General features: G+C 55.5%; 10 protein-coding genes. 4 read left to right on the plus strand and 6 right to left on the minus strand.

Annotation, left to right across the window (positions count from 1 at the left end; all coding sequences use genetic code 11):
* Positions 1 to 1,194 precede the first annotated feature (1,194 nt).
* The 3 genes from Q31a_RS11680 to Q31a_RS11690 form a co-directional block, all read right to left on the minus strand.
* Positions 1,195 to 1,707: a zf-HC2 domain-containing protein gene (locus tag Q31a_RS11680; RefSeq protein WP_145077743.1), complete on the minus strand. Its 513-nt coding sequence runs from the start codon at positions 1,705 to 1,707 to the stop codon at positions 1,195 to 1,197.
* Between the two features lie 146 nt (positions 1,708 to 1,853).
* The gene (locus Q31a_RS11685) at positions 1,854 to 2,534 is read right to left on the minus strand and encodes a Crp/Fnr family transcriptional regulator (RefSeq protein WP_145077745.1); all 681 of its coding nucleotides are present in this window, start codon (positions 2,532 to 2,534) and stop codon (positions 1,854 to 1,856) included.
* A gap of 3 nt (positions 2,535 to 2,537) precedes the next feature.
* Positions 2,538 to 3,386, minus strand: a complete 849-nt coding sequence (locus Q31a_RS11690) for a bestrophin family protein (protein ID WP_145077747.1) — start codon at positions 3,384 to 3,386, stop codon at positions 2,538 to 2,540.
* Positions 3,387 to 3,786: 400 nt separating this feature from the next.
* Here Q31a_RS11690 and Q31a_RS11695 point away from each other — a divergent pair, with 400 nt between their 5' ends.
* A complete protein-coding gene (locus Q31a_RS11695) occupies positions 3,787 to 4,938 on the plus strand; it encodes a hypothetical protein (RefSeq protein WP_145077749.1) in 1,152 nt (383 codons plus the stop codon).
* A 109-nt stretch (positions 4,939 to 5,047) separates the two neighbouring features.
* Here the strand turns inward: Q31a_RS11695 and Q31a_RS11700 are convergent, their stop codons facing one another.
* Both Q31a_RS11700 and Q31a_RS11705 read right to left on the minus strand, forming a co-directional pair.
* Positions 5,048 to 5,878 (minus strand): tetratricopeptide repeat protein, encoded by an 831-nt coding sequence (locus Q31a_RS11700; RefSeq protein WP_145077751.1) that lies wholly within the window; start codon positions 5,876 to 5,878, stop codon positions 5,048 to 5,050.
* 272 nt (positions 5,879 to 6,150) lie between these two features.
* The gene (locus Q31a_RS11705) at positions 6,151 to 7,380 is read right to left on the minus strand and encodes a class I SAM-dependent methyltransferase (RefSeq protein ID WP_145077753.1); all 1,230 of its coding nucleotides are present in this window, start codon (positions 7,378 to 7,380) and stop codon (positions 6,151 to 6,153) included.
* 184 nt (positions 7,381 to 7,564) lie between these two features.
* On the opposite strand from Q31a_RS11705, the gene Q31a_RS11710 reads away from it, so the two are divergent.
* Positions 7,565 to 8,326 carry a DUF6690 family protein gene (locus tag Q31a_RS11710; protein WP_145077755.1) on the plus strand — a complete coding sequence of 254 codons (762 nt, stop codon included), beginning with the start codon at positions 7,565 to 7,567 and terminating at the stop codon, positions 8,324 to 8,326.
* A gap of 213 nt (positions 8,327 to 8,539) precedes the next feature.
* On the opposite strand, the gene Q31a_RS11715 is transcribed toward Q31a_RS11710, so the two are convergent.
* Positions 8,540 to 10,147, minus strand: a complete 1,608-nt coding sequence (locus tag Q31a_RS11715; protein WP_145077757.1) for a sigma-70 family RNA polymerase sigma factor — start codon at positions 10,145 to 10,147, stop codon at positions 8,540 to 8,542.
* A gap of 646 nt (positions 10,148 to 10,793) precedes the next feature.
* Between Q31a_RS11715 and Q31a_RS11720 the strand changes: the two genes are divergently transcribed.
* Complete coding sequence (locus Q31a_RS11720) at positions 10,794 to 11,960, plus strand: cysteine desulfurase family protein (protein ID WP_145077759.1); 1,167 nt, start codon at positions 10,794 to 10,796, stop codon at positions 11,958 to 11,960.
* A gap of 365 nt (positions 11,961 to 12,325) precedes the next feature.
* Positions 12,326 to 13,594, plus strand: a complete 1,269-nt coding sequence (locus tag Q31a_RS11725) for an AI-2E family transporter (RefSeq protein WP_231691162.1) — start codon at positions 12,326 to 12,328, stop codon at positions 13,592 to 13,594.
* Positions 13,595 to 13,615: the final 21 nt, after the last annotated feature.

The following is a 13,615-nucleotide window of genomic DNA, read 5'->3' on the forward strand; positions in this document are numbered from 1 at the left end:
AGCAGTCCCGCTCCAGAGCCCCATCATATTTTGCCTGCAGGAGCATTTCCTGGGCATCTCCCGGGGACAGGCCCCGCGTAAGACTTCGCTCCCGAAGGGCATCAATCGCTCTGGCGCACCCCGCGTTTAGCTGCTCTAGAAGTGCTGTCTAGCCCGTGCTCGTGGTTCAGCACGAGCAGTCCCGCTCCAGAGCCTCATCATATTTTGCCTGGAGGAGCATTTCCTGGGCATCTCCCGGGGACAGGCCCCGCGTAAGACTTCGCGGAACCCCCTAATGGAGCAGTGGGGGCAGTCCCGCGCTGCCTTGAGCCGCCGGGGACAGTCCCTGCTCAGCCCTACGATCGCGTTTTGCTTGCATCCGCATAGTTGGGGACAGGCCCTGAGCAATGCACAGTTCGCGGTTGGGGACCGCGGTTGGGGACAGACCCCGACCAGCTTGTAACTCCTGGGGACGGTCCTTGGACCAACCGCTCATCTCCCGGGGACAGATCATGGGGACAGACCCCGGGCAATGCAGGGGCAATGCTGGGGACAGACTCCGGGCAATGCGGGCCCCTTAATGGAGGTGTTGGGGACAGGCCCCGATTCGCTTGCAACGCAGCTTGACTGGCTCCACACTCCCGTTGTGTTCCAACTGCAGCGGCACGCCGAAGCATCTTCTAGGGACAGACCCCTAATAACGACTCCTAGTAACACGAGATGCTCCTAGAGCACTTCTGGGAGGCAGCGGGGCATCGGGGGGTGAGAAGGCGGGACGAGGTGGGCCCCGGTGCCTGAGGGGGCCGCTGACGCTCGGAACGTGTTGGGCAAGCGGCTCACTTGGCTCATTCGACTGACTTGACTTAACTGATTTGATGGGTGGGCAACCCGTAAGCGCTTGTTCGATCGCTTACCGCTCATCAGACGCCGTCAATCGCGTAAAGTGCGCAGCTCTTACCAGACGTCAAGATTGATCGTTCCTGGCGTCTACCGCTGCTGGTCGCATCTTAAGATGGACGCAGCCTTGTGATCGACGGCTGGGCCGTACACGCCATGGGGGCTGCCCCTGGGGCGTTTCGCACGACTTGCGAAATGTTTCTATCAATATGCACGCCTTGGGATTGGCTGGGGGACGCGATTGCCTACGCTGACTTGGGAGCCCATCATGCCGTTAGTCCCTTGCGCTAAGTTCGGAAGGGCAGCGAGCTTGGTGACCTATTTGGCTGCCAAAAGCTCTGGGGCGTCTAGCGATGGCGTGTGGAGTCTGCGCTCAAGAGGCAGGTGTTCCGAAGTCTGCTGGCGATTGATTGAGTGACGTGCGATGCCGAGATCTACACCTTTGCGGTTTGCATCTGCTTGATAGAGCTTCAGGCAGTGGGGGCAAGCCACAAGGTGTGTGACGACTTTAGCCCGATCATTCTCCTCTAACTCGCCGGATACGAATTTATGCATCTTCTCGATAACAGTGCTGCACGTTAGTCCACCATACCCAGGTAGCTTTGTTTCGGCGCCGGAGCCATCCGGTCGGTACAGCGCGCTGAGGCTCACCAAGGCTAGCACCACGCATGCACCTACACCAACACTCATGGCACGGCGTCTCTTGGTTTGCAAACTGGCAAGCTTGGCCGCATGGCGATAAGCGGTCAGGGTTCCGGGCGCGCAGGCTTGCCAATCGTCAGTCAATATATTCTCAGTTGGCTTGGCATTTGAGCCAGAATCAGATGCCATGGCACCGTCCCCTAAAAGCGTTCAGTTAAGCAATGATGTGATGCTGTCTTTGGATTATCGGCAAAGATGTCGAATTCGTCAGTGAGGCAGTTCACAATCTGTCTATAAAAAAGTGGGTTGCAGCCCTCCGTGGCGAAGCGTAGGACTTATTCCGTGGCACCCAGACGCTGCCAGTCGAGGATGAGCAGTCGCTGGCGTTTGATTTGAAGCAGACCTTCGCTTTGCATTTCCCCCAAAAGTGTCGTTACGGTTTCCCGCGTGGCTCCAATGATCGAGGCGAGATCTTGATGAGAGAGGCGAATTGCTAACTCGATTCCCTCGCTAGTGGGGTTCCCGTACTGTTCGGAGAGTTCGATGAGGAGATGGGTCAGGCGTTCGCGATTGCTGCGAAAGAGAAGGCTGCGCAAGCGTCGTTCGATACGTCGACGCCGTAGTCCAATTAATTTGGTGACTCCCAGCGCCAGCGGAGCGGAGACCTCCATAAGTTCTCTTAGGATGTCACCGGGGATCAAGATGATGGTGGCGGCATTGACCACATCGGCCCGTTCCTCTCGTTGTCCCGGCTCCAAGAGTGCCAATTCACCGAACAGCTCGCCTGCTTCTACGAAAGCGAGAATGCTCTGCTTACCTTCCGGAGTCGTTGCACAAATGCGAACTCGCCCTTCCGCGAGCAGGAATGCACCGTCTGAGCGGTCGGTAGGAAGATAGACCGAAGAGCCCTTGGCGAATTTGCGCTGGCGTGCGCGCTTCTCGAGGAGCTCCAGCTGCTGTTCCGTCAGACGTTGGAAGAGCGAGCAATTTCGAATGTGCCAGAAAGATTGCCCCATGGCCTACAACTGCCCTAAATGGAGGAAGGCTTCGTTTACCGAGAGGGCTATGGTTTGACATAGCCCATCGAGGTCGAGATCGTCCTCGTCGTACCCGAACGGTTCTTCGACATGCTCGGCGACAACTTCCAGCCCCAGCATGAAGTAGGCGGTAAGGATGGTGAGTGGTATGGTCCAGAATCTAAAGTCTTGAACGATTCCCCAGGGGAGGGAGGCGAGGAATATTAGGACGCACTGTCGCGCAAAAATGCGATAGGATTTGACAATGCGTGTTTTCAGAATTCTCTCACAGCCCCCGGCAATATCCATCAATCTCAGTGCCTCCACATCGATGGCCCGCATTTCCTCACCATCGATTCTGCCTGCCCGTTTGGCGGCCCCAAGAATTGAATAGATTTCCTGGGCGATTCCTTGCGGCAAGTGGATCGTCTCGAGCTCCTCATAATCTAAATCCCTGAGCCCGATTGCAGGTTTTTCGCTTCGAAGGTGGCAACGAAGTGCGACAGGGAAAGCGATCAACAGCTGCTGCACTCGACGTAATTCTCGCGTTTCGAAATTTCCTAGCTTGGTAAACTTGAGCGACAAATTGCGACTGGCGTTGACGAGGCCACCCCACAGCGTCCGCGCTTCCCACCAGCGGTTATAGGCCGTATTAGTGCGGAATACCAACAGCCATCCCAAGATCAGGGATAGGACCGCGTGAAACTCCGAAGGCCCGTCGAAAAATGCGTAGGGAGAAAATTCGACCGCGACGGGAATGCAAGAGTAGAGGCCGACCAGCAGGGCCATGCCAAGAACGTGGCATAGCGTTCGGCTGGAGACCAGAGGAAGAACAAATTCGCGAAGAGGCATCTGAGGACTGACATGAATTCGGACAAGGTTTAGAGCGAAGTGCTGGCAATGATCGAAGAAAATACCATATCACGCAAGTTCCCTTTGATCTTCGCTGAGGAAGCTGGTACGCCGCAAGACCACGAAAAGGTCGCTTCCTAACCCTACCGAGGTAATCCCTATCTCGCTGATGGATCCCCTAAACCCCCATGGGTCTCCCTGGATTGCCAGGCTTACCCAGGCGACAACCGCTACACACGGTTGCTTTGGTATTTTCGACAAGGTTTACCCAGACCGACTCAACTCTATTTCGCTGAGCATCCGATACTACCGGCACAACCAGAAATTTGTGCGTGATTCCGGTACAGCAACTCGACCGGGCACGTGGGGGCGATTCCGTTTGCTACGGTGGAAGGTAGTTATGACGTTGCTCAATTTAGCTTGGCGATTTATCGCAGCAGTTACGGTCACCGTAACTGGACCAGCGGCCATGGGACAGGTTTTTCACCCGTCCGCAGACCCGGTCAATTTTGATCCTGACTGGCAATTTTTTGCTCCAGTCGATGTCGAGGCTCTCGCAGAGCTGTCACCACGAAAAAGGGCCCCTGTGGGCTTTTTCGGGACTTACGATCGGACGTACTTGTGGACAAGTCGTTCCGAAACAGAACAGTCGAAAGCCAACGGCGATTTCGGCTGGGGGAACCGATATGATCTCGGTTACATGACCGACGATCGCTCGGGATGGTTGGTCAGCTTCAGAATGATGACTGGTCCAAACATGTACAACACGACGTACCAGGAACGGATCGATCGATTCAATGAGGATGACATTGGTGATCCCATTGAGAATCCAGTCCAACCGTTCCTGGACGCCAATGATCCTCAGTTCGGCACACGTGCCTACCTCCTGGGGGACAGCTTGAATGTCTTTGGTTTAAACAACTTCGAAGTCAATAAGACATGGCGGCGTGAACCGTATCGCATGGGTGGTATCATTGAGCCGATGATCGGCTTCAAGTATACGACCCTCAAAGACTTTGCGATGAACCAGACGTACAGTCGCTCGACCAGCGATATTACGACTCCTGGTGGTGCACCGACCACGCAAACGCAACAGGAAACGCTAATCTCGCATGAGACAAGCATCAAGAACCAAATGGTCGGTGGCCAATTGGGAGCACGATACTTCACCAACCTACGTCGCTGGACGTTGTCGGGAGAGTTCCGCGGTTTCGCCATGGCGAACTTCCAGAACAACGACTACTACCAACGTTCGTACATAACTCAGTACTCGGGGGCTCCAGCGCTGGGCGTGGATACCATCGCAACGGACTTCAGCAGCGGTAGTCAATTGACCCAATCCAGCAACCAAGAGTTTGTCTTTGGTTTCGAGGCGCGGGCCGAAGCGGCTTATCAGGTGACCAAGGCGTTTAGCTTGCGGGCTGGGATTGATGTGATCGACTTTGCTCAGGGTATTTGGCGAGGTGCTAACCCAGGCTTTGGCGAAACAGGACTCCAAGACCAAGACGTACAGTTAGCGGGATACACCTTCGGGTTGTCCATCAACCGCTAGTCGATTCGCGAGGCGCCTTCCACCAGCTGAGCGTTGGAGAAACCCAAATCGGCGACGATTTGGGTTTCCTCCTAGTCTCACTTGCACGGGAAGGTGCTCCCCCGAACCATCACTCGGTGGCTCGCCAGCGTTCCATACTCCTCATTCGCTGCTGGAGCTCGACATCGTCGGGCGACATTTCCAGTAGAAGTTCAAGGTACCGCTGTGTCGAATCGAACAGGCCTGCTTCCTCAGCCAAATCGGCTGCGGATTGTAGAGCGCGTCGTTTGATCTCAGGTGCTGGAGGCGGAACCCGAAACATGGCTGCTCGGCGGAAAGAAGATAGAGCGGCGGGAATCTGACCGGCACGACGGTAGAGTTCCCCCAATTGCAATGCTGCCGACGCACGTAAGCTTGGCACTTGGAGCACTTTTTGCAGCGACTCCATGGCAGCCTGCTGATTCTCCAGCTCTTCTTGAGCGGTCGCCAACGGCAGATAGAGCTCAACCTGCTCGGGATGTCGAGCCAATCGGCTGAGGCACACTCGCTCTCGGAGCACATTCAATTCGATCCGGCTGCGTTCGAAGCTCTCCTTCGTCAACACCGTTGGCTCAGATGCGTATTCTTGTTGCGCTTGGTTGTACAATTGCAGAGAGCGGGCGAGTTGAGATTCTTCGAGGAGGTAATGCACCTCCTCTTCCTCATCAAACCGCGAAATCGCCAGCTCCAGCACACGTCGCGCATCGGTCCAACGCTGGCTGCCCAAATAGATTTTGGCCAATTCCAAATAGGGCTCTACCGTGATCGGGTGATCCCGCAGCGTCTGTTCCAACGCCTGAAAACGCTCCAGCTTAATAGGCGATCCCGATGTTGCCTTGTCCGGTTCTCCTTCCTCGAGCCAAGCGGCTACCTCGACGGGGTTGCGCCGTATCAGGTGGTCTTTCGGAGTTAACGGGTCCATGCAGTGGTCCTGTGGGGTAAACCCAAATATCTGAAACGTCTACAACGGAGGGTGAGCATCGACCACTTCGGCGCTGGAGACCGTTCAATCCCGCCAATTTGAAGCGGCGCTCAACCGACCATCCATTCAACGTCTGTCCAGTACAATTATACCTCTTCTCGCGTGCGAGTGCCGACGGAGGCGAGGATGCTGGCGAAAGGGCAGGACGGTTTCTGGGGATAGATCTAATTCCTAGGGAGAACCGCTACCATTGGCGCAACGCACTCGGGGGGCTAGATGCGACGGGCGGCGATCGTTCTCACACGCCCCCCCAGACGTGTCACCAATAGTGTTACGGGACTCCCCTCAGCTTGCGAGTATTTGCGTTGGTAAGCGTTGGCATCCAGACGATGCAAGCGGTTTTTGACCTCCACGAGTCCGGCTCGCTGGCTTCTCAACCAGCGACGAACGCGACGATCATCCCAAGGCAGCACTTCCAAGACTTCAAAACACTGTATCCAGGGGGAGCTTAGGGGGCGGTCGGCCGTGAAATAGCCCGCTTCGGACTCCAGCGCCTGCAAACCATGAGCCTCTCCCCAGGCAGCGTGGAGATCGGCACCATACAGAACGGCATGCATGTCGAATACGAAACGCAAGGGCGACTCGACGATGGGGACGGTTACGCCTGGAGCTCCGACGTAGGTTAGAGGCTGGACTGTCCCCGGGAAAGAGGACGCGGGAAGAGCGGACTCCGGGTTGGCCAAAACCGCCGCGCGCGCCGAGGGGGGCAGCTGGCGCAATTCTCCAGTGAGCAGCAGTTGTTGCCGGCACTCACCGTGGTTCCCCACCCACACTCGATCGACCGAGTCGTCTAACTGCTCGGAAAATTGGGGCTCGAAAATTGTCGAAGGCGCCAACTTGATAACTGCTCCACGCATACGCTTTGTTGTCTGGAATACGTCGGAGAGCGGTGGACTAAATCGTTCCGCTACTTGCGTGCGTGTATCAGCCGGCCGGCGATCGGGGTCGACGTGGAGCCATTGAGTTCCCGCGGGAATGTCTTGCGGCACGCTACCGAGGAGCGTTTGTGCATCAATCGCATTGCGACGGACATTGGAGGCAGCTAGTAAGACCATGGCTGGATCAGAATCGATGCCGACGGCCGGCCCTCGGGTACCCAATGCGGCAAGGTCTGCGCCGGCCCCGCAACAGGCGTCAACTACGGCAGCATCATGGGGAAATAGACTCGCTTTGTAGAGTGCTGTCCACCAATCGCTTGCTTGGGCTAGGCTGCGATCGGTCCACAGCCAATGGTGGGCTTGAGGAAAGCGACGTTGGGCTCGTTTTCGATACGCTCTTTGATCGCGCAGCAAGCAGGTTTGCCACGCGTGCAACCGGCTACCGTGTGGTTCGGTCGTGGGCGAAGTGGAATTGCCCTGGTTGTCGGTCGCGTCGAGCAGACGGGGACCATTCTCAATCAGCCATTCAAGCTGTTCTTGGTCGCGTGGTGCAGAGGGGTTCACGGGCAAGTCCACAAGCGGGTGGCGAAGGAGCGGAGAGAGTCGGGACACGCGGACTGTAACGGGTAGACACACCCTGTTGAGACGATTGTAGCGATCGCCAAAGGGGAGCCAAGCCGCCTGATATCACTGGGGCGAGTGGGTCGATAAATAAATGGATCCCCCTTCATTCTGCTGAGAGCATGCGATGTCTAACACATTCCTAAAGAGACCCTTGACTGGGCTGCTCGTCTTGGCTGGTGCTGCAGGTGGCCCCTACATGCTCTTCGAAACCGACGTTGGCAGCCAGGCGCGCCAGGCGGCGACTGGGATTGTTTCCACCAGCGATGCGCCACCACCACCGGGCCGCTTGACCAGTGCCAGCCACAGCAACTCTCAGGATCCCTACTATGGATTGACCGGCAACGATCCTAGACTCAATCCGCTCAACCCCTCTGATACCTTGCAGGACGTGGTGTATCCCCCCGTGTTGGCGCTGCAGCAGGTGTTGCGGTTTGACGTTTCACCGGGCTGGGTCACTCAACAATTCCCGCGGATTACTACCGTGCTGGCCGACATGCAGTTGGACGGCCTCCGCGTTCCCTTGGTAACCGGAACTACTCCCGGTGATATTGCAGGGACGTTGACCTACTATTTTGATCGTTACAAGAGATTGCAGCGGATCAAGTTGGAGGGCGTGGCTGGTGATCCGTCGCGGTTTGTCGCGGAATTGCAGCAAATCTACAAGCTGGAGCAGTCACCATCGCTCGGGGGCGGTCTCTACGTTTTGAAGTGGAATGGTCATCCGACGAGTGTAATGCATGTCGCCCCGGCCCCAGTCATTCACGCCGATTCGCCCTATTCTCGCTTCAATGTGTTTCTCGAGCTCAATTTGCCTGGGCTTGAGTATGGGCTGAGCGTTGACGCAGAACAGTTTATTCGGGCCGGTCAAGCGACGCAGCGTTGGTAGTTGTGTCTACCAACGAAAAGAGCCGTGTTGCATAGTTGTCCCGCTTGCAACACGGCTCTTCACGAAGGATAGTGAAACTGCGAAATGGAAAGACTGTGGGGTTATAATGTCAGTTGCTACCCATGGCATTCAGCCCCGATAGCTTTGCCATTTCGAATCTTGCCCAACGCGTTTGTTGCTACTCAAACCATTGGCTCACACTACCGCGTGTTCTCAGCTGTTGGCCGATTCCGTTTCGAAAGCTTGTGGGTCAAGACCATCCACAAAACTCATCAGAGCCTTGTTGCGATACGGTTGTTGGAGCTTGCGAACTGCCTTGCTTTCGATCTGACGCACTCGTTCGCGCGTGACCGAGAAGATCCGACCAACTTCTTCTAGGGTGTAAGCGTAGCCGTCGGCCAAGCCATAGCGAAGTCGCAGGATTTCGCGTTCGCGGTAGTTTAGCGATTGCATGGCTTCGTCGATGTGGAATTTGAGCGATTCTTGGTTCGCTTCGTACAAGGGATCTTCGTCGCGGTGATCCTCTAAGAATTCCCCGAAGTAGCTGTCGTCGTGATCTCCAACAGGTTGGTCAAGCGATAGTGGTTGACGTGCCATCTTCATGATGACACGAGCATCGTCGACGGAAAGCCCTGCCTTTTCGGCAGTCTCTTCGACCGAAGGTTCACGTCCCAGTTCTTGAACGAGCTGGCGGGTTACCATGCGCACTTTGGTCATCGTATCGATCATGTGAACCGGGACGCGAATGGTACGGCTTTGATCGGCAATGGCTCTGGTGATGGCTTGACGAATCCACCAGGTGGCGTACGTCGAGAACTTGAAACCACGCTCGTGCTCGAACTTGTCGACCGCCCGCATCAAACCGGTATTTCCCTCTTGGATCAAGTCCAAGAAGCTTAGGCCGCGATTGCGATATTTCTTGGCAATGGAGACTACGAGTCGCAAATTCCCAGCACTCAATTCTCGTTTTGCTGCATCGTACTCAACGCGGTGGCTGGCAACCCGTTCAATCCGGCGACGTAGAGTGCGAGGGCTCTCGTAGGTGATTCGCATCAGGTAGCGTAGTTCCTCGAGGAGTTTTTCTAGCGATTCGCCATCCACGTAGCCCGATTCACGAGCGACTTCAATCTGGTTCTTCAGCGTTCGCATGCGAGCATCGATGCTGTCCAGTTTTTCGAACAAGGGCTCAAGCCGGTTTGTGCGAAGATTCATTTCCTCGACCAATCGAACCGCCCGGTTACGGCGGCGGGTCAGTTTCTTCCAAGCCGCACGGCGGGTGACGGTATCGAGCTTGTGGTTGATCGCGACAAAATAGTCGTGATGGTTTTGGATGAGCAGGTGCCGCAGTGTTTTGATGTTCGGCACGATCCGCTTCATGATCGCCTTCTTCTCAGCCGCATTGGTCACGCTGACTTCAATCGTGCGATCCAAACGCAGTTTGCTGTCACGGACTTGTTCTAAGAGTTTGCAGGCGCCTTGGAGTACGAAATCGGTGGCCAGCATCCAGTGTCGGTACTTGCTGCGAGTTCGTTCAATCTTCTTGGCACTCGTCAGTTCTTGTGCTCTGGTCAACAATGGAATCTCGCCCATTTGCATCAGATACATGCGAACTGGATCGTCTGTGCTTTCGACAACCTCATGAAGCTCTTCGAGATCTCCCTCCTCGATCAATTCACTATCAAAATCGCTGGAATCGTCTTCGTTGCCGTCAACCCCAGTGAATTTGGCTGAGTTGCTGGTGTAGTCGCGGGCATCCACGCTTTCGAATTCGCTGTCAAACGCGTCTTCGAACGCTGGCTGGCTTCGGTAGTTCTTTTTCATAGCAACCCTCTCTGTAGCATCGAGTCGGTGTGATTCAGCGGTTCAGCGTTTGTGCTGTCTGGCTGAGCGGGACGAGAGTGGAAGAAAGCACAGAGGATGCCGGGGTTCCCAAAGATCTGGCGCAAAGCGCATAAGGCATTGTTATATAAGGGGTTACGGGAATTTCTTGGGCTGAGGGCTACGGGGATGGCGTGGCGAATCCGCAACAATTGGACGTCTGCGTCCTAATTTTGTTTCCTAAAATCACCAAAATCCGACTAAAGAACTAGCGAAGAGCTTGGGGCTGAAGTACCCGTACCAAGTCAGCAAGTTCGGAAATTCCGCGCAAACACCGAAAAATCGAGGTTTCGAGGCTTGGGGGCCGCTCTACCAAGGCCTCCTTAAGACCCAAACGTTTCCTAATGCGCTGGCGACACAAACGCAGTTCAGAGTGCTCCACAGGGATGATGCGAAATCGCCACATCTCGCTTCGGTTCGCGGCCTCCGTACAACCCCTACATTCGGTCGAGTCATCTGTGAAATCGCCGAACTGCAGGTTGGTTGTTGTGGAATCGAGCGACAGGACAGCTGCTGGTGATTTAGATGGAGGCTTGGCCTTCTGAATACCTAAAATTCTCGGCACTGTACTACTGGCATCTGGGCAGCTATGCGATCAATCTATCTCGACTACAGCTCGTCGACTCCTGTGGCCGCCAGCGTTCGCGACAGCATGCTCCCGTTTTTGAGTGAATTCTATGGGCATCCCGCACGTTGCCACTGGTATGGCCGCGCCGCTCAGGAGGCCGTGGAGGATGCTCGCAGCCATCTGGCTAGTTTGCTGAGCTGCCATCCCTCGGAAATTGTGTTCACCTCCAGCGGTACCGAAAGTGTCAACTTGGGCATCCTGGGAGTCTGTCGTTCGATTTCCAAGGGGGGCAACGGTGAGCCTGCACATTTGATTATCTCAACCCTCGAACATGCCTGCGTCACGCGCTGCGCTGAGCAGTTGCAGCGGGAGGGGTGGCAAATCAGTTTCGTGCGTTGCAATGCCGACGGCGTCGTGCAGGTTGAGGAGTTTGCTGCTGCCATACGCCCCAATACGAGAATGATTAGCTTAATTCACGCTAGCCACCGTATCGGGACGGTCCAACCGATCGAGCAGATCGCTGAACTCTGCCAAGCCCGTGATATTCTCTTACACACCGATGCTGCACAATCGATCGGTAAGATTGATTGCAATGTGGACGACCTTGGAATTGATCTGCTGAGTCTGAGTGGACACAAGTTCTATGCGCCCAAGGGAATCGGGGCGTTGTATGTGCGTTTGGGGGTTCCCATCGAACCGATCTTGTTCGGCGAGTCATACGAAACAGGCTTACGGCCTGGAACGGCCAATGTGCCAGGCATCGTTGGACTGGGGCAAGCCGCCAAACTGGCATTAGCTGGTTTGGAGAAAGGGATGGATCGCACGTCTGAGATGCGCGATCGCTTTCATCATCAGCTGGAATCACTCATTGGAAAGCCACTGCCCATTCATGGTGAGCATGTGCGGCGGGTACCGGGGATTCTGAGTATCGAACTGCCTGGGGTGACTGCGGAAGCGATGCAACGCCGCCTGCCCGAGATTTGCTTCGGACCGACGCACCGTAGCATTTCTAAAAAGCCATCAGCAGCACCGTGCGCCCCTGCGGAGTGCCAGCAACTCGCCTATGGACCGACCGAGTTGCAGTCGCCCTATTTACTGCGAATCTCGTTTGGCTGGACAACCTCGGAGGAAGAGTTGCAGCAAGCGGCGCAGCTCATCGCCTCCGCTTTCGAAGCACTCGTCGATTGAAGTGCTGCTCCTCATACTCGTCTGGGAACTGAGGAGATGGGGTAGAGGTTTACTGACAGGGGGGCTCTGAACCTTGGTTGGCTTGTCGTCTTCTCCAGGCATTCAAGCCCAGGGAATTCTCGAGTAAGACTTCCCCGCCCGGCTCCGCGACTTGCCGTTGCCTTCGAAAGGTACTAAAACTACCTGCCCCTGTTCCCACTTCACTAGTGCTCTCTAACAGCCCAATTTTGGGTTCGACTCGTGAATCCTTGATACGTCGGTACTCAGTTCCCACGCGGCAACCGAGTGCAGCACATTCGTGCATCTCGAATGTCGAGCGATGACATTGCACTAGGTTCCCCAGCACAAGCCGTTGCGAACTGTTTATGCCGAATTCACTGACGTCCGGGAAGATTGCGACCATCTGCTTGGTGATAATCGCCACGTCAGTTGCAACCCACATGATCTACTGGTTGCGCCCCGTCCTGGTTCCGTTTGTGGTGGCTCTGTTTGTCGTCAGCGGGATTACCCCCTTGCTGGACACGCTGGAGAAGCGATTGAAGGTCAACCGCCTCGTTGCCGCCACGCTTACGTTCCTATGTGGGCTGGTGACGATGGGCGTGCTAGGGGCGTGCTTGTGGCTGTCGGTAGCTCAAATGTCCGAGCAAGGTGAGGCGTATCAGACGCGGGTCAAAGAATTGGTAACGAAAACACAAGATTGGCTCGATCTCGATCGGCACAGCTTGTTTGGCTTTTCGATGTCGGGCGAGGAAGATGAACCGCAGAAAATTGCTGCAGATCTTCCGAACGGGCTTGGTCCGTCCGCTTCGATTCGACCAGAAGTTCAGCCGGATGAGGACGCAATCGCAGATGCTCACGTGCTTCCCAACGGCCTACCCCACAGCGGGATATTCGCAGAATCTCACGATCCCACGCTGGCGGCCATTCGTCCAGCCGACCCGCAAAATTCAGCGTCCGGTCAGAAAAAATTTCGGCAGCTCATCGATAGTTCATTGCGAGCTTGGTTGGGCAAACTCAGCAGTGAGCTGCTGGGTTTGATTTCAACCAGTGTCGTCGTGCTCATCTATGTCTTCTTTTTACTGTTGGGTTCCGTGGAGACTACGCCACAGACCGGATATTGGATCGCACTCGATCAACAAGTTCGCTCCTACCTCTTTCTCAAGACCATCATCTCGATCTTGACGGGAGCTGCATTCGGTTGTGCGCTGTGGATTTTCGGGGTGCCAATGTCGCTTTCGTTCGGCGTGCTCGCCTTCTTACTCAACTATATTCCCAATGTTGGGCCCTTGGTCGCTAGTCTCCTTCCAATTCCATTTATCTTGCTCAACCCCGATGGAACTCTGATGTGGATGGTAGGTGCAATTTCAGTCACTACCGCCATTCAAGTTGTCAGCGGCAGCGTGATTGAGCCTAAGCTGATGGGGGAGTCCTCAGACCTTCACCCAGTAGTGATCCTATTGGCTCTGATGTTTTGGGGGATGATGTGGGGAATTACCGGAATGTTCCTGGCAACGCCCATCACCGCTGGAATTAAAATTGTGTTGGAGAGCACGGAATCGACCAAGCCGTTTGCCAATATTTTGGCTGGCCGCTTTTCGACTGCCGCGGCCAACACCAATCGCGCGGAAACTTAGCAGCGCGAACTCTCATCGAAA

This window comes from Aureliella helgolandensis (assembly GCF_007752135.1).
GTDB lineage: Bacteria > Planctomycetota > Planctomycetia > Pirellulales > Pirellulaceae > Aureliella > Aureliella helgolandensis.

Bases quoted from the DNA above. Each gene is read 5' to 3' on its own strand.
- Q31a_RS11695 (WP_145077749.1), top strand. From the start codon at position 3,787: ATGACGTTGCTCAATTTAGCTTGGCGATTTATCGCAGCAGTTACGGTC.
- Q31a_RS11720 (WP_145077759.1), top strand. From the start codon at position 10,794: ATGCGATCAATCTATCTCGACTACAGCTCGTCGACTCCTGTGGCCGCC.
- Q31a_RS11710 (WP_145077755.1), top strand. From the start codon at position 7,565: ATGTCTAACACATTCCTAAAGAGACCCTTGACTGGGCTGCTCGTCTTG.
- Q31a_RS11700 (WP_145077751.1), bottom strand. From the start codon at position 5,878: ATGGACCCGTTAACTCCGAAAGACCACCTGATACGGCGCAACCCCGTC.
- Q31a_RS11690 (WP_145077747.1), bottom strand. From the start codon at position 3,386: ATGCCTCTTCGCGAATTTGTTCTTCCTCTGGTCTCCAGCCGAACGCTA.
- Q31a_RS11680 (WP_145077743.1), bottom strand. From the start codon at position 1,707: ATGGCATCTGATTCTGGCTCAAATGCCAAGCCAACTGAGAATATATTG.
- Q31a_RS11725 (WP_231691162.1), top strand. From the start codon at position 12,326: ATGCCGAATTCACTGACGTCCGGGAAGATTGCGACCATCTGCTTGGTG.
- Q31a_RS11715 (WP_145077757.1), bottom strand. From the start codon at position 10,147: ATGAAAAAGAACTACCGAAGCCAGCCAGCGTTCGAAGACGCGTTTGAC.
- Q31a_RS11685 (WP_145077745.1), bottom strand. From the start codon at position 2,534: ATGGGGCAATCTTTCTGGCACATTCGAAATTGCTCGCTCTTCCAACGT.